Source organism: Flavobacterium sp. N2820 (assembly GCF_025947285.1).
Lineage (GTDB): Bacteria > Bacteroidota > Bacteroidia > Flavobacteriales > Flavobacteriaceae > Flavobacterium.
In genome coordinates, this window is sequence record NZ_CP110008.1 from 2,164,417 (window position 1) to 2,190,506 (window position 26,090).

A 26,090-nucleotide genomic window follows, 5' to 3' on the forward strand; every position below is an offset into this window, starting at 1 on the left:
GATGTTCTAAATTGGAACGTGTTAGTGAATTGCTTTTTTAACGACTTGCTTTCCATCTTCCAATGTAATATATATTATTAATCCAATTTGTGATTTTTGAATCGAATTAACAATTTGTGATTGTGTATTTACATTTTTATTTTGATATAATTTTCTTCCAAGAACGTCATAAATTTCAATTTCTTTGATATTTTGTTGTAGAGAAGAAACCGTTAAATTTTCATTAGACACTACAAAAACAGCATTTGTATCATCAATAAAATCTTCGTTTTCTAGGACAGAATTAGTATATCTTAATTTAAATCTAGTATTGTGTATCCCTTGAGTTACAATAAAACTATATGGATTTACTTTTAAATCATGAATAATTCCAAGTTCTAAATCTTCTAAATAAATATTTTGAGAAGTAGCTTCAAAAAGTCCTTCGACCGCACCAATTGCAATAGTATAAGAACCTGTAGTAGGAATTTTTACTCCCATTGGAACTTTGTCTAAATTATCAAATGGCACGGGTCTACCTTGAATTGCCATTACATCTTCATTGATGATTGAATAGAAATTTTGAGCATTTTTATAATCTGTAATTGCATCAAACATCCTGTCTCTGTCATAAGTTGCATCTGTAACATAAGCTACTAAAGTTCTTGTAGTTTCATTGGTTGGACTTACCAAATCTAACCAAATTCCGTGTCGTTCAGATGGTGCAATAGCTGTTGTTTGAATTGGAGTATTTATCCTATAGAACTGACTATTTGAATACGTTTTATCTCGCATTGAGTTATTAAATAATGCCGTTGAAGAAGTTGCTGCTCCAGCATCCATTAAAACAAAAAATCCCTGACCCGCTCCAATAACACTTAAAGTTCCTGGTCCACTCGTTGCTCCAGCACCATTTATTGCAATATAATCAGCAGCTGTGTAGTTAGACACAAAATTGTTATAAAAAGGGTCTGCTATTGCAGTACTCGGCAATGTATTGTGAGTCCAAAGTCTCACAAAACCATCTAACTGAGTATTAGCAGTTAAAAAGGAATTAATACTTATTGCAGAAGGATATGGATTTCCTAGTAAGTTCCAGTTATCATCAGTTGCTAATCGCATGATACCGTTTGGCCCAGCTGTTCCTGCTCCTAAATCACTACCTCTGGAAATCGTTGGTGTGTATACACCATTTCTCGGCAAACCATTAAAATTTCTGGTCAACACTCCTCTCATAATATATCCTAAACCAGGTTGCATAACTGTATTTGTTGCTGCTATCCAATCCCCTTGTCCACCATTTGGATTTGCACTCGTTGTATTCCAAATATAATTATACCCTGAAGATGGTGTGGAAACTCCTTCAACTGGTGAAGACCAATATACATAATCTAAAGCAACACCTGAAGTAATTCTTTCGTAAGAAATGTTACCAATGTTGATTCCTAAATCATTAATTTGAACTAATGATCCATTGTCTGCTATATTTAATGTGCCATTTACCGTTACATCATTTTGGATGTTAAAATAATGATCCGATGTAATCGTTACTGTAAATCCTGCATTTACAATTATACTACATGCATCTATATCTCCATTAGTTGTAGTATCATAGTTGCCATTAAATATTGCTAATTTTGATAAGTCTGGAACTCCATTTGACCATAGTGTACCATTCCAAGTTGTACTTGCAGCATCTGTTATTTTAACTGCATTTGAAGCAGTATAACAGGTTGCGCTATTTTCTCTTACTTGACAATAATATTGGTAATTGTTTAAACCAGTAGTTGAAGAAATTGATAAAACAGCGCTAGTTGCTCCACTATAAACACCAGTATTATTTACAACCGTCCAAACAGATGATCCTGACGCTGCTACATACCACTGATATGCTAAAGCATTTCCGCCAACAAATCCTTCAGTAGCAACTACTGTTAAAGTAGCAGAACTACTTGCGCAAGAAGTTACTACACTTATTGGTTGAGTTGTAATTGAAGGTGATGTTCCTCCGCTTGGAAGAATTAATCCAGCACTTGGATAACATTCCCCTGCAATTAATGGTGTAGTACTCCAGTCTGCAGCAACATATGATATTCTTGCGTTTAATGCTCCTGCATTTCTTACCATATAATAACCTGGTGCAGTTGAGTATGTACGAACATCATCAATGATTACAGTTCCTGCTGTATTTCTTAATTGAATACCGTCGTTTTCATTAAATCCTCCATCTATTGTACCATTTGTTGAGGCTGGTCCACAACTTCCAACAGAAACTTTCAAAATACCTAAAGCACCTGGAGCAATTGTTCCTGTTAAATTAGCATAATCAACTTCACCACCATCACCGTAAACAGTTGTTCTCCAAATACTATAATTTGCCAAATTGACTGTTGTGGCAGTTCCATTATATAATGTTATAAACCCTCCAGACCCCGATTGTTCGTCGTGAATATCATAAATAATTAAGTCTGTAGTAGAAGATGCTCCTTCACAAGATGAAGCATCATTTTCAATTATCATAAAGCTGTTATCAATCCCACAAGGTTGACTATCTGTAACTGATAACGTTCCCGATGTAGCACCAGCTGGTATTACAGCTACAATTTGTGTTCCATCATTGGAAATAATTGTTGCATTAATACCTGAAAAACTTACTGTTGTTCCCGTTAAACCTGTCCCGATTATTGTAACTTCTGTACCAACGGGTCCTGATACTGGTGTAAACGATAAAACTGTATGAGTAGGTATACAAGAATTAACAACTTGTACCGTGTAATCTTCTGTTGATCCCCAAGAAAAAGTTCCGCAAGGCGCAACAGTTCCTGCAGTACCGCCTTCTTCTTGCACAATTCTCATTCTATAATTGCCTAGAGGTTGACCCACCGGCACATTTATTGTAAAGTTTTCAATTACATTCCCTCCAGAAACTGCAACTAAAACGGTCCCAATTACTTCATCGGTGTCATCAAAATCGCCATCACTATTCCAATCAATCCAAACACCTGCTGCCCCATCATATTGTGGCGCACCACTACAATCTCCAAATTCAACAGTTAAAGTATATGAACCCCCAACTTGCAAATCGGCACTCATAACTGTATAATTGTTTACTCCTGTTGTACAAACGTTTGAAGTATTATTAGAAATGGTATTGCTTTCACCAACAAGTGTTACATTTTCAATTTCAGAATCGGAAGCACTTGTTGCTCCTGAAGCACAATATGCTATTATTGGAGTACAATTAACCTCAACACCATTACTCCAATTCAAATCATTTCTAGTAAAAATCTTAAAAGTATAAGTTGTTCCATTTGTCAATCCAGTTACTGTTACAGATGTGCCTGTTCCTTTGTAAACTGTATAGCCTCCATCAAAACCAGTACCAGAACCATAAACAGTATTATTGGAGTAAGCAATACCCGTTCCTGAAGGAATCGCAGCCGAAAAAGTTCCATCTGTTGCAAAAACCAATACATTATCATTACAACCCGTTGGTGCTATCCAACTTATTGTTGCCGTTCCATTTTCACAAATAGAAGTAACTGCTCCTAGAACATCATTTGGTATGGCACTTTCAATTGTATGTGGATCACTTGCAAAGGCTACACCTGATTTATTACCTAAAACAAATGTTAGGTTTGCTGTTGTAATTGCATCAACAATTATCGTATTTCCAGCGGTTGATGCACATGGAATATCTGTTGTTATGAAAAAATATCCCGTACTTCCATTAGTTATTAATCTTGTAAAACTTGTGAAAGTATGTGAACCTACTCCTAAAGCCGTTGTTTCATTATCTAAAAAAACGTCTGAAGCACTATTAAAAATTGCATCCGAAGAATACCACAATTTGAAATTAGTAATATTTGATGCCGCATAGGTTCCTGAAGTATTAAAAACAACATTGTTTAATGTAGCATCTGCATTAGTAACAGCTAAATTAAACGCATAAATTACCGTATTTGTAGTTGCCTGTATGATTGTAGAGGCAGCAACAGCAGGATTAGCAGAACTTAAAACAATGTTTGGTGTTGCAAATCCATTTCCTTCAATTGAAAAATTATAAGGATCTTCATTTGAATCATTATTTACAATAGAGATTGTTGCGCTTCTTAACCCAATAGCTGATGGATCGAAAGTTACTTGAAAAGTTGTTGAACCACCTGCAACAACAGTAGCTGTAGGCAAAGTAGTCACTGTGAAATCAGAGGCATGGATTCCACCAATTGTAATAGCTCCAATGGTCAAGTCCAAACTTCCCGAATTTTGAATCGTATATGTTTTAACAATTGTACCACCAGAAATATCAGCTGAACCGAAGGAAGTATCATCTCCTACCATTGGAGTTGTATCGCCATCATTAATTGTTACTGCATTTCCTTGAACATTCATTTCTGGCTGAGGAGTAGAAACTATTCCTTGAACTTTAAAATCATCAACTAGCCATCTTTCAGCCGTTGCATTGTTTAAAAGTGTAATTCTAAATCTCAAATTTGAGATAGAAGGTAAACCAGATATTTCAACATTGGAATATCCATCCGTTGTTCTAGAACCTCCACCAGAAGGAGAAAAATCAACTGGTGTTGTATTACCATCATAACTTGTTGAAGCATTTCCAGTTGCCGTATATCCCCAAAACGCATTACTATTACCCAAAACTCTAACGGTACTGTACCATGTTACTCCCCCGTCTGGACTAACTTCAACTGTCACAATATCAGCACCATCTGCGCCATTTCCTGTTGAACCAATTGAAAATGATGCTAATTTAAATGACATCGTGACAGATGTATATCCAGTAGTATTAATATCACTAGATAACAAAGTTGCTGTAGTGTTTGAAACACCTCTCGAATGTGTTCCTTCTGAGGCAAATTGGGAAGTTGTTGGTCTATCTCCAGTTGCAGAATTGCCTGTATAATAAGCTCCATTCGTTAAAGTAAACAACGCAGTCGAGTTATTAAGTCCATCAGATGCTATTGTTACTTGCCCCCAACTAAAAGTCGAGAACAATAAAGTAATCAAAAATAATTTTATTTTCATAAGTAGGGGTATTTACAAGGGGCTTTGCTTAAAAAAAAGCTAGCTAATTTATGCAAATTTATTTGATTATCAGTATTTTTGTTAAAAATCTCGCTTAAGAAATCGTTAAGAAATTGGAAAACAAAAACACCGAAAAACTTACCATTCAACAAATTCAAGGTAAGCTAGAATATTACTGCGCTTATCAAGAACGTTGCTACAAAGAAGTGGAAGAAAAATTATATTCGTTTAAAATTTCCACTTTAGAAAAAGAACAAATTTTAATTTATCTTATTGAAAATAATTTCATTAACGAAGAGCGCTTTGCACAAAGTTTTGTTCGAGGCAAACACAATTATAAATCTTGGGGAAAAAATAGAATTATTAACGAATTAAAGTTCAGAAATATTTCTTCGAGAATTATAGAAACGGCTTTAAAGGAAATTCCAGAAACTACTTATTTGCAAAATTTTCATGCATTAGCTGAAAAAAATTGGGAAGCCATCAAAGCACCGAAAGGGCCAAATAAAAACAAAAAATTTATTGATTTCTTACTTCGTAAAGGATATGAAACGAATTTGATTTATGAGAAACTAAAAGAATTAGACAATTAAAACAATTGACTCATTTACATATCGTCAAATTAACACATTGGCTCATCGGCAAATTGTCTCAATGACACATTGACTCATTGCCGCATTGATACATTAACACTATCTTTGCATAAAAAATAATTCATGTTAGAAAATAAAGACCAATCAAGAACCAGTTTAGCACAATTAGGCGAATTTGGCTTAATCGAACACTTAACTAAACATTTTACGATTAATCAAGAGTCTACATTAAAAAGTATTGGTGATGATGCTGCTGTGTTAGATTTTGGTGCAAAAAAAGCGATAATTTCAACCGATTTATTGGTTGAAGGTGTTCATTTTGATTTGGCTTATATGCCTTTGCGTCATTTGGGCTATAAAGCGGTGGTGGCTAACATTTCGGATATTTGCGCAATGAATGCAAAGCCAACTCAAATAACGGTTTCTATTGCTGTTTCAAATCGTTTTCCGTTAGAAGCTTTGGAAGAATTATTTGACGGAATTACAATGGCATCAAAAGTATACAATGTAGATGTAATTGGTGGCGATACGACTTCTTCGCAAAAAGGACTCATCATTAGTATTACTGCAATTGGTGAAGCAAATTTAGACGATATTGTCTACAGAAATGGAGCAAATGCTACCGATTTATTAGTGGTTTCTGGTGATATTGGTGCAGCCTATATGGGATTACAAATTTTAGAACGCGAAAAACAAGTTTTTCAGGTGAATCCAAATAACCAACCTGATTTAGAACCGTATACCTATTTAATTGAACGTCAGTTAAAACCAGAAGCGCGTAAAGATTTGAAAGAATTATTTGAAAAATTAGAAATAAAACCAACCGCTATGATTGATGTTTCTGACGGATTATCTTCGGAAATTATGCACTTATGCAAACAATCTGAAGTAGGTTGCAACTTATATGAAGAAAAAATTCCGGTTGATCCACAATTGATTAATGTGTGCGAAGAATTTAATTTAGACATCACTACAGTAGCTTTAAGTGGCGGCGAAGATTATGAATTATTGTTTACGATAAAAATGGAAGATTACGATAAAATCAAAGGCAATCCAAACTTCACGGTTATTGGTCACATGACACAAGCCAGCGAAGGAATGCACTTAGTAACCAGAGCAAATACAAAAATTGAATTGAAAGCAAGAGGCTGGAATGCTTTGAGTGAGGAATAAATGATTTTTTTCAAAATAAAATCTATTATATTTGGTTTTTTAATACTCTTATGAAAAACACTATGAAAAAAATTTTCTTGCTTGGACTTATACTCATTACAAGCCTAACTTATGCTCAAGAAGCTGAAACAAAAGTTGATTTTAATAAAAACGAACTCAAAGGAAATGCTTTATTTTTGGTTTTAGGAAGTTTTGATATTTCTTATGAACGAATTATTAACGAGGAATCTGGGATAGGCGTTTCTATAAATATGCCTTTTGACAAAGACAATTGGGACATCAATTATGCTGTTACTGGATATTATCGTTACTATTTTGGTAAAAAACCAGCCGCAGGATTTTTCGGAGAAGCATTTGGAATGTTAAACAATGTTGACGATTGGGTTTATACTGAAAGTCCAACAGAGTATACATATGAACCCAAAACCTTAACTGATTTTGCTTTAGGAATTGGTTTAGGTGGAAAATGGGTTACCAAAAAAGGCTTGTTATTAGAAATTAATGCAGGAGTTGGGCGAAATTTATTCAACAACCAATATGATGATAGAGATTATGAATTAATTGGAAGAGCAGGAATAACTGTTGGTTACAGATTTTAATTACCCTTTTTTGATTACAAAATATATAAAAATCCCGAACTTCTCAATTGAAATTTGGGATTTTTTAATATAATATTGACCGTAAACTATTCTCTTCCTTCCTGAATAATCAATGTAGAAGGTGTGCTCGATAACCATGTACTTCTGGTTTCAACCAATTTCTTCCAACTATCTAGACTTACCAACATCAAATCTTGCGATTTCAAGAAATCTTTATCTATTTTTTTATCGTTTAGAATGGCAATATGATTAGGTGTAACTTGTTCGATTGCTCTAATTTCTTCTTTTAATTCGATATTATTTTTTACAATTCCTCTAACATCTAATATCGACACTTGAGAGTGATTATTGTAGATCAATTTTTTTGCATATTGAATCAAGAAAATATCTTTTCCGTCAAAAATTGGAATAAAAACAGTTCCTGCATTTTGGAAATTTTTATCAATTAAAATCCCTAGCGGAACTTCGGTTTTATTGATAATATATCGCGTTCGTTCATCAAAAATATCTTCTTCAAATAAGTTTTCTTTCCCTGTAAAAGTATTTAATAATCGATCAGGTGTAATGATTCGAGTGGTAAATCCTAAAATTTTACCTAATAAACTTCCTTCATAAATAGATTGACCTAATCCTATTAATAACAAATCAAATTCTCCTTGATTAGCTACTTTACAAATATCGGCATCAATATCGTTTGACACCTTGAAAAGTGTAGTTACATTAACATTCAGTTCTTGAGAAGTCGCTAAAATAGGTTCAAAACTGTTTTTTTCGTACTCACCTATACTAAACTGATTTACTTCATTCGCATGAGACAAATGCATAGCTGTTAATTGTGAATTTTGCTCTTGTTTTTTAGTAAAAAAATGTGCTAAACGCGTTAGAACTTTTCCATTATTATTATCTCCAAATGAAATTAAAACTTTGAATTTTGCTTGTTCAATAATTCTATCCGTTATCTCTGTTACAGAGGAATTTTTAAATATTTTATCAATTAAACTCAGAGCAGGCCCTGTCATAAACGTTGTCACCAAAGCCATAATTACCATCATAGCAAAAACTTGCGGTGTTAGAACACCTAAATCAAAACCAATGTTTAAAACCACTAATTCCATCAATCCTCTGGTGTTCATCAAGGCGCCAATGGTAAGACTGTCTTTCCAATTTTGTCCAACGAATCGCGCTGCTAAAGCACTCCCGAAAAATTTACCTAGAACGGCAACTAAAACAATAAATCCTGTAACTTTCCACAGATATGGATCGTCAATTAAGCCGATTTTTGTTCGTAAACCTGTAAAAACAAAAAACAATGGCAATAATAAAACTATAGAAACGTCTTCGATTTTTTCGATGAAAATATTTCTAAATTTCATGTTATCAGGCATGATAATTCCCGCCATAAATGCTCCAAAAAGGGCATGAATTCCGATAACTTCCGTTGCATAAGACGAAATTAAAAGAGTTACAAAAAATATAGCTACGACTGGTTTGCTCATTTTTTCTTGAGTAGCATACAAATCGCCAACACGTTTTAAAAATGGCCTTACAAACTTTATCATCAAGAAAACATAAGCAACTGCAAGCAATATTACATAAATTGAACTTACAAACGAGCCTGCTTTTACGATAGCAATTACGACCGCTAATAAACACCAAGCTGTAATATCATCAGCCGCCGCACATGTAATAACCATAGCGCCTAATTTGGTTTTATGCAAACCGCGTTCCTGAACAATTCGGGCTAAAACTGGAAAAGCGGTAATACTCATTGCAATCCCAATAAATAAAGCAAAAGATAAAAATTGAACACCTTCAGGTGCAAAAGAAGCATAAATGTAATACGCTAAACAAACTCCTAAAGCAAATGGAATAATAATACTCGCGTGACTAATAACTACAGCATCATGTGCTTTGTTTTTAAGCACTTTTAAATCCAATTCCATTCCGATTACAAACATGAAAAGAATTAAACCAATCTGACTTAAAAACTGTAAATTAGGTAAAGAAGCAACTGGAAATAATAATGCGGAGAATTCTGGAAAATAGTGTCCGAAAAACGATGGACCAAGCATGATTCCAGCGACAATCTCTCCAATTACCGATGGTTGACCAATTTTACGGCAAATCCAACCAAATAACTTTGCAACTAAAATTATGGTAACAATTTGAGCTAACAAAATTGCTAATGGATGTTGCAAATTATGCGTTAGCGAATCGATAAAATCTTGCCAATTAGAATTTTCAGAAATTTTTTCTTGAACTGTAACATCTTCAAGGATTTTCCCTTTTTTGAAAATCCAATACATTAAAAACGAGAAAAATCCGATAATGACGATATAAAAAATGCTGTTTTTATAATTTTTCATACTTCTTTTTTTGATTAGAACACTTTCAATATTCAATTACAAATTTCTAAATATTCTCTTTTGCAAAATCGGAATTGTAAAAAAGGAACTTGTTTATGTAATGAAAAAAGAAACAAATGTAATGAAGGCGTTAGAAGTTTTTCATTTTCTCTGAAAACTCAGCTTTATAACTATTCCCTATGGAAAGTGCCATTTTTTTGTTTTGAAATACAATAGAAGTATCAATTTGATCAGCCGTAAAAAAAGTCACACAATGCAAGCGAATCATTTCGTTTTTATTGATTTGACAATACGAATTTGAAGGCAATAAGTGCTTTAATTTTTCAAACGTAATGTTTTTCAAAGTAATGATCTGATTATCGTAAATCATTTGCTTGTCGCGACTATCAATTGCTGATGTTTGGATGTGCAAAATATTTTCAATTTGTAAAACCGCTTTTCCTTTTTCGGTTTGCCATTGAATGGTTTGAGCAATTGGTGTTATTTGTTCTTTACGCAATAGTGCTTTTTCTATGGCAACTTGCAAACGTTCTTTTTTTAATGGCTTAGTTAAATAATCAACAGCATTTAATTCAAAGGCTTCAACTGCAAATTCTTTGTAAGCCGTTGTAAACAAAATCATTTTAGATTGAATTAATTGCGCTACTTCTGTACCTTTTAAACCTGGCATTTCAATATCGCAAATACATAAATCGTACTCTAATTTTTCTTGTTCTTTGATAAAAAGTAATGGATCATTAAATGACTTTACGATTTCAATTTCAGGAACTTGTTCGCAGAGCAACTTCAAATAAGTCAACCCTGGAATTTCATCATCTAACAAAACACATTTAAGTTGTTGCATCTTTGAAATCTATTTTTAATTGTGCCACATAAGAATCGCCATCAATACCAATATTGAGTTTGTAGTTATTTCCGTATATTAAATTCAAGCGTTTTTCTAGATTTTGTAAACCGATACCACTTTTTTCTTTCAATAATTTAGGCTGTGAAGAAATTTTATTTGAAACCGTAATCTTGAAATAAGCATTTCGACATTCTAAAACAATATTTATAAACGAATCCGGACTTTGAATATCGGCATGTTTGAAAGCGTTTTCAATTAAATCCACTGTAATTAAGGGCGGAATTACTGGCATATTATAAAACGAATCTTCGGTATCTATTTTTGTCTTTACCGATAATTCAAACAGCGGACTTAATTTGATTTTATTGACCTCTATAAGTTGTTGTGTAAAATATAATTCGTCTTTTGGAGTGACTCTATTTTTCTGACTTTCGTATAAAATATAATCCAAAACACCCGACATTTTATCAATGGCATAATACGTTTGGTATGCGTGCGATTGAATCGAATTTAAAATATTTTTAAATAAGTGTGGATTCAGTTTAGAGCTAATATTTTCAAGTTCTAAAAACTTGGCTTTTTCATAAACTTCAGCATTTTGCTTTTGAAAATCTTGAAGTGCTTGCATTAGTTTTCTGTTGTGATTCCAAAGCCACAATAAGCCTATAATTAATAGAACTAAAACAACACTATATACAATTATCCAATTCATATACTATTTTGAACAAAGTTAAAAAAATAAGACCTTCAAAAAGAAGGTCTTATTACTTATTTTGATTCGTTTATTACATTTTCATCAACCAGTTTCGCATAGAAACTTCGCTATTGATGATATTTCGTAATTCAGAAATCTTCACTCTATCTTGTTGCATTGAATCTCTATGACGAATAGTTACAGTTTCATCTTCTAATGTTTGATGATCTACAGTAATACAAAATGGTGTTCCTAGTGCGTCTTGTCTTCTGTAACGTCTTCCTACTGCGTCTTTTTCATCATAGGCTACATTGAAATCCCATTTTAAATCTTCGATGATTTTATTCGCAACTTCTGGCAAACCGTCTTTTTTAACTAATGGTAAAACAGCTGCTTTTGTGGGTGCTAAAACGGAAGGCAAACGTAAAACTGTTCTTGTAGAACCATCTTCTAACGTTTCTTCCTGTAATGCTTTTGAAAAAACAGCTAAGAACATTCTATCTAAACCAACTGAAGTTTCAACCACATAAGGTGTGTAGTTTGAATTGGTGTCGTTATCAAAATATTGTAGCTTTTTTCCCGAAAATTTTTCGTGTGCTTTCAAATCAAAATCGGTTCTAGAGTGAATGCCTTCCAACTCTTTAAATCCGAATGGGAAATTGAATTCGATATCAGCAGCAGCATTTGCATAATGTGCTAGTTTTTCATGGTCGTGAAAACGGTAATTTGCTGCACCTAAACCAAGTGATAAATGCCAATTTAAACGTGTGGTTTTCCAGTATTCGTACCATTTCATTTCTTCTCCTGGTTTCACAAAAAACTGCATTTCCATTTGTTCAAATTCGCGCATACGGAAAATAAATTGTCTTGCTACGATTTCGTTTCTAAACGCTTTACCTGTTTGAGCAATCCCGAACGGAATTTTCATACGACCGGTTTTTTGAACATTCAAGAAATTTACAAAAATCCCTTGAGCGGTTTCAGGACGAAGATATAAATCCATTGCACTTTCAGCAGAAGCACCTAATTTTGTTCCGAACATTAAATTGAATTGCTTAACATCGGTCCAGTTTTTTGAACCACTATCTGGACAAGCAATTTCTAATTCTTCGATTAAAGCTTTTACATCTGCAAGGTTTTCTGTTTCTAAAGAGCGTGCCATTCTTTCTAGAATTTCCTTCTTTTTAGACAAATATTCCATCACACGTGGATTTGTAGTTTTGTATTGCTCTTCATCAAAGGAAGCGCCAAAACGTTCGCGTGCTTTGTCAATTTCTTTTTGTGCTTTTTGATTTAATTTTTCGGCATAATCCTCAATTAAAACATCGGCACGGTATCTTTTTTTGGAATCTTTATTATCAATTAATGGGTCGTTAAATGCATCTACGTGACCAGAAGCTTTCCATGTGGTTGGATGCATTAAAATTGCGGCGTCTAAACCTACAATATTTTCGTGCATTTGCACCATTGCTTTCCACCAATATTCGCGGATGTTCTTTTTTAACTCCACACCATTTTGTGCATAGTCGTATACCGCACTAAGTCCATCGTAAATTTCGCTTGACGGAAAAATAAATCCGTACTCTTTTGCATGCGAAACTACATTTTTAAATATATCATCTTGTTTTGCCATAGTGCAAAAGTAAAAATAGGAATGGAATAAAGAAAAGTTTTTAAAGAATTAAATACAAATTATTTGTATTCGAATGTTGTGGAACCAATTTTAGTAAAATCACTATAAATATTAATGATATAATTTCCTTTTACTGTTTTATGTTTCTCTAAATCTACATAAGCACAAACATCCGTATCATTTTTGTCATAATTAACTTCTGAAAGCGCACTGTATTGAAGTTTTGCTCCTAATGCATTTTCAACATAAGAATTTCCTTTAGAAATGATTTGGTTTTTTGGATTTACAACTTGTATGTAAACTTTTCTTGAACCCGCTTTTAAAATATCACTTTTTTGCAAAGTATAACAGACTCTTAACTGTTGGATTTGAGAATTGGATGATTTATACAAATCTGAATAAATTTTCACTCCCTTTGCATTAATATTGGAAACTGATAATCGATATGGATTGGCTTCACTTAACGTTGAACCATTTGATTTTTTTGAAAGAGCTTGTGTTTTATGTGCAATTTGAGCATTTAATTCTTGCGCTCTTTTGGCATAAAAAACAATAGAATCATCAACAGTACTTGCTTCTAAAGTATTTTGAATTTTAGATTCGTCATTTATTGATCGAGAGTCAACATTTATAGCTAATAATTCTGCATTTCGTTTTGATTCTTCGCTTAATGAATCATATTTGTGAAGAATTTCTCCAAGTTGACTCTCTAAAATCTGAATTTCTAATTCAGAATTCGCCTTAAATTGAGTCAATTCATCTTTTACTTTAAAATATTTGACACTAAAAAACAACAATAGTAACATCAAAATAACGATGCTAATTTTTGTGATTTTATTCTTTTTTATTGTCATTTGTTATATAGTTTTTTATAAATTTATATAAATATGTTAATTTTAGCCTAATAAATCGACGAAATGCTGAAAAATCTGTTAAACTTACTTTATCCTAAATTATGCAACGGATGCAATTCACTATTGCTAAAAAGCGAAACCATAATCTGCTCGAAATGTCGACACGGATTACCTTTAACGCAACACCATTATTTAGAGAACAATTATACAACAAAAAAATTTTATGGCATAATTCCAGTTGAATTTTGCGCATCAATGCTATATTTTCACAAAAAAGGTATAGTTCAAAATATAATTCACAATCTTAAGTATAGAAATCAGCAAGAAATTGGAACTTTATTAGGAAATTGGTATGCAGAAGATTTAAAAGAAATTACAAAAAAATATGCTTTTTCAGAAATTATCCCTGTACCATTACACAAAAAAAGACTTAAAGAACGTGGTTATAATCAAGTTACAACATTTTGTGTAGCTGTGGCAAAAAATCTACAAATTAACTACAACGAAAAGTTACTTTACAGAAACTTATATTCTAAAACCCAAACCAAAAAAACAAAAGATCAACGCAGCGATATTAACAAATCACTATTTGATGTAATTTACAGCGAAGCTGACTACGGAAAACATTTTCTTTTAATTGATGATGTAATGACTTCTGGCGCTACATTAGAAGCTTGTGCCAAAGCCCTATTAAAAATTCCAAATGCAAAAATTAGCATTGTTACAATTGCGTACACAGATTCATAAAAAATACTAAAAATTGTATGTTTGCTCCAATTATAGTTGTTATTTTGTAACTTCTTTATTTAATTATGATGACAAAGTTAAAACACATATTGGTGCTACTTATTGCCGCTTCTTTTTTTGTAAATTGTGCAAAAAGAGGCACAATAACTGGTGGCGCAAAAGACACGATTGCACCAAAAATTACAGGAAGTTTTCCCGAAAACTTTAGCACCAATTTTAAAGGAAATGAAATCAAAATTAATTTTGATGAATTAATTAAGGTCAAAGACATCTCTAAACAATTAATTATTTCGCCACCTATGAAAAAACAACCTGTAATTGTTCCTCAAGGAAGTGCGAGTAAATTTATTTCTATCAAAATTTTAGATACGTTACAAGAAAACACAACTTATAGCTTCAATTTTGGGCAAAGTATTTCAGATCACAACGAGAATAATCCGTATTCGCAATTCAAGTATGTTTTTTCAACGGGGAATTTGATTGATTCATTAACTGTAGTTGGAAAAATTAAAGATGCAAACAGTCAAAAACCAGATAATTTTGTTTCTGTTTTGTTGTATGATGCAAAAACTTTTACTGATTCTACAGTTTATAAAGAAACGCCTTTATATATTACAAATACCTTAGATAGTTTAAAAATATTTTCACTAGAAAATTTAAAAGAAGGCCAATATCAAATTATTGCATTAAAAGACAAAGCTGGAAACAATAAATTTGATCCAAAAAGTGATAAAATTGCCTTCTTTAACGAGCCCATTTCTGTGCCTACTGAAACCATTTATGAATTAGAGTTATTTGCAGAAAAATTACCTTTCAAAGCAGAAAAACCAACACAAGAAAGCAATAATAAATTGTTTCTAGCGTATTCGGGAGAAGCAAAAAACACAAAAGTTACTGCAAAAAATAATGGAAAAGAAATTCCTATTCGATTGACTAAATTTACCGAAAAGAATAAAGATAGCTTACAAGTTTTCTTTCCGTTAACTAGTAAAGATTCTATCGAAATTTTAGTCGAAAATGGAAATTACAACAAACAATTTACCGCTAAATTAAAGGATTTTAAAGAAGCTGATACGTTATCAATAGACAACAAAACTGGAAGTCTTTTATCGTTTAGAAATCCATTTATTTTAAAAACAAAAACTCCAATAAACAGTATAGACGATTCTAAAATTTTCATTAGAAAAAAAGATTCAACTTTAGTTAAATTTACCACTAAATACGATGAATTCAATCAAGAGATTCAGTTTGATTTTGCAAAAGAAGAAGATCAAAAATATTCGATGGAAGTTTTACCAGGTGCAATTATAGATTTTTATGAAACCCAAAATGATTCTTTAAAATTTGATTTTAGCACTCGATTATTGTCTGATTATGGAAATTTAAAGGTTAACTTAATTGGTGCAAAAAGGTTTCCACTGATTTTAGAAGTTTTAGATGATAAAGAAGAAGTAATGTATTCGCAAACATCGACACAAGAAACGACGCTACTTTTCGAAACGATTGAACCAAAATTATACACATTGCGTGTTATTTATGACGATAATGCCAACGGTATTTGGGACACTGGAGATTATTTAGCTAGAAAACAAGCGGAAGAAATAATCTATTTTCCAAAACAAATTGACGTAAGAGCTAATTGGGATGTAGAACAAGAATTTGGTTTAGACTAAAGAAAAATCGTCTTTATCATTTAAAAAATTCAATTTTTGACGCGTTGCTAATTGTTGATCTTTATCCAATTCGCATACGAAAACTCCCAAATCACTTTCGCAATTAAGCATGTTATTTCCTAGGAAATCAATTACTTGCGAATGTCCTGGATATTCTAATTGATTTGCATCTTCACCTATTCTATTTACACCAATAGTATAGCACATGTTTTCTATGGCACGAGCTTTTAAAAGTGAATCCCAAGCATTAATTCTTGGCTTTGGCCAATTCGCAACATAAAGTATTAGATCATAATTTTCAACATTTCGGACAAAAACAGGAAAGCGCAAATCGTAACAAACTTGAAGACAGATGTTCCAATTGTTGTAATTTACGATAACTTTTTTGGTTCCTTTTGTATAGACTTTTTCTTCTCCTGCCAAAGTAAACAAATGTCTTTTATTGTAAAACTGCACTTCGCCTGACGGAAAAATAAAAACCATTCGGTTATAAAAATTTCCATCTTCTTTAATTACCAAACTTCCTGTAATGCCGCAATTTTTTGCTTTGGCTAAGCCTTTTAACCAAGTCATCGTTTCTCCATCCATAGGTTCCGCTACAGCCGATGGATTCATGGTAAAACCTGAAGTAAACATTTCTGGCAAAATAAATAAATCAAACGGTTCATCTTCATTTAGAAAATATTCTTCAATGAATTTTCGATTTACTGCGGGATTTTCCCAAGCTAACTTAGTTTGAAATACGGCTATTTTCATTTACTTGAATTGAATAGTTCCATTTATGAGATGGGTGATTATTTGATAATATTGAAACCAATGTAATTACTGTTCCTGAAGGCAATAAGGCAATACCTGTAATATATCCATATCCACCAGCCGAAATTCCAACAATACCACCAGTAACAAAAAGCAAACCCGTTGCAATAAAAACAGGGTTAGTAATCTTTGCAAATAGTGATTTCTTTTTAATTTTTTCAATATCGTTCAATAAAATTACTTTTTCATTAATCAATATACTTGAAGAATCAATTATAGTGAATCTACCATATATTTTTTGTCCTTGTTTGGTTTCAATTTTAATTCTTTTGTTTTCTTTTATTTCTTTAAAAAACTCGGAATCTTTTTTTTGCATAACTAACACATTATTCTGCGCTACAGAGAGAGCAGAAACTAGAAATAAGAACAAAGCTAATACAAATTTCATACTTATTATTTTTGAAGTTAAAAATACCATTTTAATTTATGTTGCAAGACGGTTTAAGAATTATTTAAAAAAAAACGCATTCAAATAAATGAATGCGTTTCTATTTTGTAAGCTTATATGAATTATTTCACAGATGCTTTTAAAAATTCTCTGTTCATACGAGCAATGTTTTCTAACGAAATACCCTTTGGGCATTCGATTTCACATGCTCCAGTATTGGTACAGTTTCCAAAACCTTCTTCATCCATTTGGCGAACCATGTTTTGAACACGTTGAGCTGCTTCAACTTTTCCTTGAGGTAACAATGCATATTGTGATACTTTTGCTCCTACAAACAACATTGCTGAACCATTTTTACAACTTGCAACGCAAGCACCACATCCAATACATGCAGCAGCCATAAAGGCTTTGTCTGCATCGTCTTTAGGCACTGGAATTGAATTGGCATCAATAGTATTTCCAGAAGTGTTTACTGAAACGAAACCACCCGCTTGTTGAATTCTATCAAATGCGCTTCTATCAACTACTAAATCTTTGATTACTGGAAATGCTTTACTTCTCCATGGTTCTACAAAAATAGTATCACCATCTTTAAACATTCTCATGTGTAACTGACAGGTTGTAATTCCAGTATCTGGTCCGTGAGCACGACCGTTAATATAAAGCGAACACATTCCACAGATTCCTTCACGACAATCGTGATCAAATGCAACTGGCTCTATATTATCGTTAATTAATTGCTCATTTAATTGGTCAAGCATTTCTAAAAATGAACTTGCTGTTGAAACATCATTTAATTTATATGTTTCCATGCTTCCTTTAGAATCAGCATTCTTTTGACGCCAAATCTTAAGATTTATATTGATATTTTTTGCTGCACTCATAATTTTTTATTTGTAATTTCTAGCTGCAATTTTAATAAATTCGTATTTCAGTTCTTCTTTGTGAAGCTCTTCTTTAGTGATATCATCACCTTTATATTCCCAAGCACCTACAAAAGAGAAATTCTCATCATCACGAAGTGTTTCTCCTTCTGCATCTTGGTATTCTTCACGGAAGTGACCTCCACATGATTCATTACGTTGCAAAGCATCCATTGCCATTAATTGACCTAAATCTATTAAATCTGCAACTCTTAATGCTTTTTCTAATTGTGGATTCAATTCGTCTGCACTTCCTGGAACATTAACTTCTTTATAGAATTCTTCTTTCAAAGCTGCAATTTCTGCAATAGCTTCTTTTAATCCTTTTTCGTTTCTTCCCATTCCAACTTTATTCCACATAATTAGTCCAAGACGTTTATGGAAATGATCAACAGATTTTGTTCCCTTATTGTTTAAGAACTTACTTATTGCATCCTTAACTCTAGCTTCTGCTTCGATAAATTCTGGAGCATCTGTAGCTATTTTACCTGTTCTAATTTCATCCGCTAAATAGTTTGAAATTGTATAAGGTAATACAAAATAACCATCTGCTAAACCTTGCATTAGAGCTGATGCTCCTAAACGGTTTGCGCCGTGGTCAGAAAAATTTGCTTCACCTGCAACAAAACAACCTGGAATTGTTGACTGTAAATTATAATCAACCCAAACACCTCCCATAGTATAGTGAACTGCTGGATAAATTTTCATTGGTGTTTCATACGGATTTTCATCTGTAATTTTTTGATACATCGTAAACAAGTTACCATATTTCTCTTCTAACCATTGTTTTCCTAAAGCAGTTATTTCCTCAGGAGATGGATTGTGATTTCCTTTTGCAAAAGCAGCTTGTTTTCCTTTGGTTTGAATTTCTGTAGAAAAATCTAAGTAAACACCTTCATTAGTATCATTTGCTTCAATACCACGTCCTTCGTCACAAACCTCTTTTGCTGCTCTAGAGGCAACGTCACGAGGAACCAAGTTACCAAACGCAGGGTATTTTCTTTCTAAATAGTAATCTCTATCTTCTTCAGCCAATTCTGTTGGTTTTAATTTACCAGCACGAATTGCTTCCGCATCTTCTTTTTTCTTTGGTACCCAAATACGACCTGAATTTCTAAGTGACTCAGACATCAATGTCAACTTGGCCTGATTGGTTCCATGAACTGGAATACAGGTTGGGTGAATTTGAACATAACATGGATTTGCGAACAAAGCGCCTTGTTTGTGTACTTTCCACCCAGCAGTTACATTACTTCCCATTGCATTTGTAGAAAGGAAATATACATTTCCATAACCTCCAGAAGCAATAACAACAGCATGTGCAGAGTGTCTTTCGATTTCCCCAGTAACCAAGTTACGGGCTATAATTCCACGTGCTTTTCCATCTACTTTTACTAAGTCTAGCATTTCGTGACGGCTGTACATTTTAACACGACCTAATCCAATTTGTCTTGATAAAGCTGAATAAGCTCCTAATAACAATTGTTGTCCTGTTTGCCCAGCGGCATAAAAAGTACGTTGTACTTGTGTTCCTCCAAACGAACGGTTGTCTAACATTCCACCATATTCGCGAGCAAAAGGAACTCCTTGTGCTACACATTGGTCAATAATATTTCCTGAAACTTCTGCTAAACGATGTACGTTTGCTTCACGAGCGCGGTAGTCACCACCTTTTATAGTATCATAGAAAAGACGGTAAACACTATCGCCATCATTTTGATAATTTTTTGCTGCATTGATACCTCCTTGAGCCGCAATTGAGTGCGCACGACGTGGAGAATCTTGAAAACAAAATGCTTTTACGTTGTACCCCATTTCTCCAAGAGAAGCGGCAGCAGAAGCACCTGCTAAACCAGTTCCTACAACAATAATATCGATTTTTGGTCTATTATTTGGAGCAACTAATTTCAAGTGATTTTTATGATCGGTCCATTTGTCTTTTAATGGACCAGCTGGTATTTTAGAATCTAACTTCATAATATATACTGATGTTGATTATTTTTTAAAGTGTAAGATAACTGGAATAATTGCAAATAATAGTGGAACTACGATTGCAAATGCTTTTCCGAAAAACTTGATTACCGGAGTTAATTTTGAACTATTAGCTCCTAATGATTGAAAGGCACTTTGAAAACCATGCCATAAGTGAAACGCTAAAGCTAACATTGCTAAAACATACCCAATTGTAAACAATAAACCGTATTTAGCATCTTTAAAAAAATCTAATGTTAGTTTGTATAAATCTTTGTACAAATCTGCTGTTTTAACATCTGCTTGTTTGAAGTGTAATTCTGTTTTGTTTTTAATAACAAACTGCTTTGGCATCATTCCTTGTTCCTCTTTTTCACCTTCTTTAGCTACTTGATCAAATGGAAAATACTGTCCAACCTGAGTTCCAACATAAAAAACTTGTTTTTGACCTTGTACATCAATAGTTTTTGTCATTAATGGCATGTTTTTGTCAAAATGCATTTTTGCCCAAAAATTCACCATATGCGTAGCAATGAAAACTAAAATAACGGTTCCTAAAACAGCCATGTTTCTTGAAGCAAAACTTGTATTTGCTGATGGATTTGTTTTTGCATAACCTATTGGTCTAGCTTTTTTGTTTTGGATTGTTAATAATATTCCATCAATAGCGTGGAATAAAATTGAAATGTACGTTAAATAAGAAAGTAATTTTACCGCTGGATTGGTAGTCATAAACAATGCATACTGATTAAAATTCAATGCGTTGTTTGGAACAAGCAATTGAAGATTTCCTGCTAAATGACCCGCCAAAAACAAGCATAAAAATAAACCTGTAAGAGCCATCCAATATTTCTTTGCAATAGATGACTTTAAAAGTGCTGATTTTGCCATAATTTTATTTGATTGTAATAGTTTTATAAAAATCAAACAAAAATACAGCTATTTGAAATTAACTACAACCTTTTGTAGCTAATTTATAATGAATTTAAAATAATCCAACTTTCGTTGAATATCAAGACTTTACACTCTTTAAAAATAAAAAATGTATATTAATTTTGCGAAATAATTATTTTACATAGCTAGGAATTAATCCTCTTAATCCCATATCCACAACGTTTTCTCCAATTGAAGGCTCATATTTTCCATCTACAGTTACTTCTTGCCATTCGAAACTATTGTTGACAGAAAGCGACAATGTAACCACTACATCTTGGGTTTCACTACCATTGATTACTAAGTTTTCAGCAAATTTTCCTGTAACTACACAAGACCCAGATGGAATTGGGGATGTACTCGCAATAGGATTGGGAACAGTTGTTGCCCCAGCAGGTGCTTGACCTGATGTAGCATAAGGAAAATCATTCAATGCAAATGCCCAATATCCTTGAGAACGGTTAGCATTTACTGGAAAAGAATTACTACCGATAAAATGTGTATTAATATATGTATTATAACCTACAAAACTCGCTAATCTACCCTGATAATCTATTCCATTATTTCTGATAGAAATATTATAATCTTGGTACGCAAGAGAAACTCGCACATATTCGTAATTGCCTTGTGCCACTTGACTCAATGGGATTTTTAAAAAAGTTTCACCTTCACTCACAAGTATTGCTTGATCAAAATCAATGGCCACCGAACCGCCTTCGATAGTTTCTGCTGCGTGATATAAAACAGTTCCATCACCTAATTGCGTGTAGGCTGTTGGGGATAATTCGAAATAATGTGCAGAAATTGCATTAAAATCAGGAGATTGTGCTGCATTTCCTGGCGCAACACTTGAAGGCTGTCCTAGATTATTCAAGCGAACTTGATTAGGATCGAATTGAAATTTCACAATTAAATAAGGCTCTTCTGCCTTGTCATCTGCATCCTCACAAGAGAAAAAAGTAAAAGCACCAATGACTAAAGTGAATAAAACTACTAATTTTTTCATACTATCGATTGTTATCTAACCCTGATTGGAGTGATAGCTCCCGATTTATCGGGACTATAACGGAAAGCAGGAACCCAACTTTAAACAAAACCATATCGCTTGGTTTCAAAATAAGACGATTTTAATAGGTTTTTGTTACATCTTCATCTATAACGAGAATAAAGTCGGCTTTATTGTAGTGTTCGGCTTCTAATTTTGTAATATCTTTTTGTTCTACAGTGGCAATGGTAATAATTTTTATTTCAGCATCTAATTTTTTCAAATACCAATTGATTCCTTCATAATTATCCGAATGATAGGTTCCATTGTAATGCACAAAAGTGCTGTTTTCTTTTCTGTTTTTATGAATAAAATAAGCCATTGTTGCGTCTTTTATGGCTTGTGCTTTTGGCATTTTATCCCCTGCATGCCCGCCTTGCATTCCCATCATGCTTTTATAACCTGGTAAATTAATGTCAAATTCAATTGGCAACGGCGCTATCCAAGACTTTTCTTGAGCAGAAAGCGAATCCAAAGCCTCCAAATCTTTCTTAAATACCAGAGAAGCATATCTTCGAGGTACATTTGTTGCGATAAAACTGAATTTCTTTTCTTTTGCAAAATCGACCAAAGGTTTGTAATCGGTTTTGTAATTTTTCCAAAGTCGCGCTGATGAATCCAATTGTTTTTGATTGATTTCACCTTTTAAATAGAAGTCAAGTTGCATTTGATTATCTGCTTCGAGCATTTCTGCGCCTAAAACTAACGGTTTTTTTTCTGCTAAATCTTTAGTAAATTCCAGTTGCAACCAATGCACTACAGAATTGTCATGATATTCTCCAAACAATACAACTTCAGCTTTTTCTCCTGCTTTTAACAGTTTTTCATACGAAGTTTTTTTGCCGTTCTTATCAAAAATTTGATAGGCCTTTTTGTCTTGTGCAGCACTTATAATCGTAGCAAATAAAAGGATACTTGTTATTATTTTTTTCATAATTTATTTTTTTGGCGCACTAATTTCAAACGAACTATTTTCTGTTGCTTTATCTTTTGAAAGAACTCCTTTATATTTTCCAATTGGCACATAAAATTTCTTGTTTTCCGACGCTATGATTTTGATTTTTTTGTCTTTTTTATTCCACTTTTCAGCATCTTCTTTTGCCAGCAAATAATCATACGTAAACGAATTTAATCCTTTTTTTGCGGCTATTTTTTGAGTATGAACGACCATTCCTATTTCATTTGCAATGGTAAAATTCACAACTCCATCGGCATTTGAATAGAACCAAATTTCTTGAGATGGCTCACTCGGTTTTCCCCAAGCATAATTTTGACTTCCCCATCGGTCTGATTTGATTCGATCATTCACTTTGAACAAATGAATGCTTTTAGCTAAAACCTCGTTCGTCAGTTCTTGCACTTTTGAAATGTCAATCTTGTAAATAGAACGACCATGGGTTCCAACAATTAATTCTTTCGCTTTGGTTTGAATTACCAAATCATGAACCGCAACTTTTGGCATTCCATTTGAAAAATCTTGCCAAGTTGCCCCTTTATCTAACGAAATAAATAAACCATTATCGGTTCCAACATATAAAATATTCTCGTTTGACGAATCTTCTACAATTACGTTTACCGCATTTGTTAATCCATTTGAAATCGATATCCAAGTTGCTCCAAAATCTTCGGAAACAAACGCATAACTTTCAAAAACATCATTTCTATAACCATTTAAAGTCGCGTAAACTCTTTCCTTTTTGTGAGTTGATGCAAGAACTCTCGAAACCCATAAATTTTGAGGCAAATTACCCGAAATCAATTGCCATGAAACACCGCCATCTTTCGAAACATGTATTTTTCCATCATCAGAACCTGCATAAAGTAATCCAAATTGGAATTTACTTTCTGAAATGGTAGTTAACGTTCCAAAAGCTACATTTCCTTCTTTTGCTCCATTGGTCAAATCTTCTGAAATCTTTTCCCAAGTTTCCCCTTGATTCATAGAACGGTGTAAAAATTCCGAACCCATGTACAAAATATCTTGGTTGTGCGAAGACAATAAGATAGGGGTTTGCCAATTGAAACGATAGGGTTTTTCACCTTTTGGTGCTTTTGGCGTGATGTAATCAAACTTACCTTCTTTTTGATTGATTTTGTAGTAATTCCCAAATTGATAACCTGTAAAAACTACATCTGTATTGCGACTATCAATCTGAATTTGCATACCATCACCACCAATCAATTCTTGATACGGATATTTTCCTTCTTGATGCCAAGCTACATTGTGTGAGTAATTATTTGGTCCAAACCAAACGCCGTTATCTTGCATCCCGCCATAGACATTATAATTTTCTTGATAATCGACATTTACCGCATAAAACTGACTCACAGCTTCGTTATTGCATTTAATCCAATGTGCTCCATTGTCATACGAAATATTCACACCACCATCATTACCATTGATAATATGATTTGGATTTTCGGGATTTACCCAAGTTACATGATGATCGGCATGAACGTTTTCTTTTGAAATAGCAGTAAATGTCTTTCCACCATCTTCCGAAAATAATAACGGAACGCCACCAATATAAACACGATTTTGGTTTTTCTCATCAACCGAAATGTTCGCAAAGTAATAGCCGTAGGTATAAAACATATCGTCAATGTAATTCTGATTCGTTTTTTTCCATGATTTTCCGCCATCTTCCGATTGGTAAACTTCGCAACCAATTACTTCTGTTTCAAATAACGCTTTATTCGCATCAGAAAGGATTGCTAAAACTTCTTTTGGTTCCATGTTATTATTGGCAACCCAGTTTTTAATATTTTCGGCTCGATATTTATCTCTAAAACCGCTTTCTTTCAAAGCAATATTCAGCTCTTTATTTGAAATTTCCATGAAATCAGCTCCTGGAGTTGATAACATTGTGGTCAATTTATTTTTTGAAGCTGTTTTTGGTCGTTTGTTCTGATTATCAACAACAGCATAAATTACGTTATCATTGAATAGTGCCAAACCAATTCTTCCCACACCTTCATTCGCTGGAAATCCACTTTCTTTTGTAGTGACTAATTCCCAAGAAGTTCCGCCATCTTCACTTTTATAAATACCCGATTTTTCGCCATCACCATCAAAATGCCACGCTTTTCTATCTTTTTGCCAAGAAGCCGCAAACATGATTTTTGGATTATTTTTCGAAACCGCTAAATCAATAATTCCAGTATCTTCCGCAACGAACAAAGTTTGTTTCCACGATTTTCCGCCATCAGTTGATTTGTAAATACCGCGTTCTTTATTCGTTGTATACAAATGTCCAACAGTCGCAACTACAATTTCATTCAAGTTACTTGGGTTCACCCAAATTCGACTAATATGATGTGAATCGTTCAATCCTAAATTTTCCCAAGTTTTGCCTTTATCCGAAGATTTTAAAACCCCAACTCCAGCATACGAAGAGCGCGAAGCATTTACCTCACCTGTTCCAACCCAAATAGTTCCAGAATTCCAATCCACCGTAACCGAACCACAATTTACGGTTTCGGATGCATCCATAACTGGTGAAAAAGAAGTTCCATTGTTGTTGGTATACCAAAGTCCGCCTGTAGCATAAGCGACATAAAATTCGGTTGGATTTTTCGGATTTACTGCCAAATCTACCACACGACCACTCATAATAGTTGGTCCGATATTCTTAGCTTCCACTTGATTAAACAAAGTGTTTTGAGCAATTGTTGATTGTATAATCAATAAAAACAGTAGCGTAATTTGCTTCATCTTGAAAAATTTTGCTGAAAATTAGCCAAAATATTACGCTTCTACAAAATTTCTAAAGTATTTAACAACTTTTCATTTTTATCTTATTAATTTTGAAG

General features: G+C 33.2%; 19 protein-coding genes. 5 read left to right on the top strand and 14 right to left on the bottom strand.

The window, feature by feature from the left end:
* Positions 1-21 precede the first annotated feature (21 nt).
* On the bottom strand, positions 22-5,022 hold the full coding sequence (locus tag OLM52_RS10295; RefSeq protein WP_264548422.1) for a choice-of-anchor D domain-containing protein: 5,001 nt from the start codon (positions 5,020-5,022) through the stop codon (positions 22-24).
* Positions 5,023-5,135: 113 nt separating this feature from the next.
* Here OLM52_RS10295 and OLM52_RS10300 point away from each other — a divergent pair, with 113 nt between their 5' ends.
* The 3 genes from OLM52_RS10300 (at position 5,136) to OLM52_RS10310 (ending at position 7,387) form a co-directional block, all read left to right on the top strand.
* Positions 5,136-5,615 (top strand): regulatory protein RecX, encoded by a 480-nt coding sequence (locus OLM52_RS10300; RefSeq protein ID WP_264548423.1) that lies wholly within the window; start codon positions 5,136-5,138, stop codon positions 5,613-5,615.
* A gap of 123 nt (positions 5,616-5,738) precedes the next feature.
* Positions 5,739-6,788 (top strand): thiamine-phosphate kinase, encoded by a 1,050-nt coding sequence (gene thiL, locus OLM52_RS10305; RefSeq protein ID WP_264548424.1) that lies wholly within the window; start codon positions 5,739-5,741, stop codon positions 6,786-6,788.
* Positions 6,789-6,850: 62 nt separating this feature from the next.
* Positions 6,851-7,387 carry a DUF3575 domain-containing protein gene (locus OLM52_RS10310; protein ID WP_264548425.1) on the top strand — a complete coding sequence of 179 codons (537 nt, stop codon included), beginning with the start codon at positions 6,851-6,853 and terminating at the stop codon, positions 7,385-7,387.
* Between the two features lie 86 nt (positions 7,388-7,473).
* On the opposite strand, the gene OLM52_RS10315 is transcribed toward OLM52_RS10310, so the two are convergent.
* The 5 genes from OLM52_RS10315 to OLM52_RS10335 all read right to left on the bottom strand — a co-directional run bounded on the left by OLM52_RS10315 (position 7,474) and on the right by OLM52_RS10335 (position 13,781).
* Positions 7,474-9,753 carry a cation:proton antiporter gene (locus OLM52_RS10315; RefSeq protein ID WP_264548426.1) on the bottom strand — a complete coding sequence of 760 codons (2,280 nt, stop codon included), beginning with the start codon at positions 9,751-9,753 and terminating at the stop codon, positions 7,474-7,476.
* Positions 9,754-9,883: 130 nt separating this feature from the next.
* A complete protein-coding gene (locus OLM52_RS10320; protein WP_264548427.1) occupies positions 9,884-10,597 on the bottom strand; it encodes a LytR/AlgR family response regulator transcription factor in 714 nt (237 codons plus the stop codon).
* The gene (locus tag OLM52_RS10325) at positions 10,584-11,312 is read right to left on the bottom strand and encodes a sensor histidine kinase (RefSeq protein WP_264548428.1); all 729 of its coding nucleotides are present in this window, start codon (positions 11,310-11,312) and stop codon (positions 10,584-10,586) included. Before OLM52_RS10325 ends, OLM52_RS10320 begins: the two co-directional genes overlap by 14 nt.
* Positions 11,313-11,385: 73 nt before the next feature.
* The gene (locus tag OLM52_RS10330) at positions 11,386-12,927 is read right to left on the bottom strand and encodes a glycine--tRNA ligase (protein WP_264548429.1); all 1,542 of its coding nucleotides are present in this window, start codon (positions 12,925-12,927) and stop codon (positions 11,386-11,388) included.
* 59 nt (positions 12,928-12,986) lie between these two features.
* Complete coding sequence (locus OLM52_RS10335) at positions 12,987-13,781, bottom strand: hypothetical protein (RefSeq protein WP_264548430.1); 795 nt, start codon at positions 13,779-13,781, stop codon at positions 12,987-12,989.
* Between the two features lie 255 nt (positions 13,782-14,036).
* On the opposite strand from OLM52_RS10335, the gene OLM52_RS10340 reads away from it, so the two are divergent.
* Positions 14,037-14,528 (top strand): ComF family protein, encoded by a 492-nt coding sequence (locus tag OLM52_RS10340; RefSeq protein ID WP_319800209.1) that lies wholly within the window; start codon positions 14,037-14,039, stop codon positions 14,526-14,528.
* A 65-nt stretch (positions 14,529-14,593) separates the two neighbouring features.
* Positions 14,594-16,201, top strand: a complete 1,608-nt coding sequence (locus OLM52_RS10345) for an Ig-like domain-containing protein (protein ID WP_264548432.1) — start codon at positions 14,594-14,596, stop codon at positions 16,199-16,201.
* Here OLM52_RS10345 and OLM52_RS10350 read toward each other — a convergent pair.
* The 8 genes from OLM52_RS10350 to OLM52_RS10385 form a co-directional block, all read right to left on the bottom strand.
* Positions 16,193-16,957, bottom strand: coding sequence for a nitrilase family protein (locus tag OLM52_RS10350; RefSeq protein ID WP_264548433.1), 765 nt, complete (start codon positions 16,955-16,957; stop codon positions 16,193-16,195). The two genes, OLM52_RS10345 and OLM52_RS10350, sit on opposite strands and share 9 nt — an antisense overlap.
* A complete protein-coding gene (locus OLM52_RS10355) occupies positions 16,932-17,405 on the bottom strand; it encodes a hypothetical protein (protein WP_264548434.1) in 474 nt (157 codons plus the stop codon). The genes OLM52_RS10350 and OLM52_RS10355 overlap by 26 nt, the downstream gene beginning before the upstream one ends.
* Positions 17,406-17,527: 122 nt before the next feature.
* Positions 17,528-18,289, bottom strand: a complete 762-nt coding sequence (locus OLM52_RS10360) for a succinate dehydrogenase/fumarate reductase iron-sulfur subunit (protein ID WP_264548435.1) — start codon at positions 18,287-18,289, stop codon at positions 17,528-17,530.
* A gap of 6 nt (positions 18,290-18,295) precedes the next feature.
* On the bottom strand, positions 18,296-20,305 hold the full coding sequence (locus OLM52_RS10365) for a fumarate reductase/succinate dehydrogenase flavoprotein subunit (protein ID WP_264548436.1): 2,010 nt from the start codon (positions 20,303-20,305) through the stop codon (positions 18,296-18,298).
* Between the two features lie 18 nt (positions 20,306-20,323).
* Positions 20,324-21,190 (bottom strand): succinate dehydrogenase cytochrome b subunit, encoded by an 867-nt coding sequence (locus OLM52_RS10370; RefSeq protein WP_264548437.1) that lies wholly within the window; start codon positions 21,188-21,190, stop codon positions 20,324-20,326.
* Between the two features lie 175 nt (positions 21,191-21,365).
* Positions 21,366-22,238, bottom strand: coding sequence for a hypothetical protein (locus OLM52_RS10375; RefSeq protein ID WP_264548438.1), 873 nt, complete (start codon positions 22,236-22,238; stop codon positions 21,366-21,368).
* A gap of 121 nt (positions 22,239-22,359) precedes the next feature.
* Positions 22,360-23,211, bottom strand: a complete 852-nt coding sequence (locus OLM52_RS10380; protein WP_264548439.1) for a ChaN family lipoprotein — start codon at positions 23,209-23,211, stop codon at positions 22,360-22,362.
* A gap of 3 nt (positions 23,212-23,214) precedes the next feature.
* Positions 23,215-25,992, bottom strand: a complete 2,778-nt coding sequence (locus OLM52_RS10385; protein WP_264548440.1) for a VPS10 domain-containing protein — start codon at positions 25,990-25,992, stop codon at positions 23,215-23,217.
* Between the last annotated feature and the right edge of the window lie 98 nt (positions 25,993-26,090).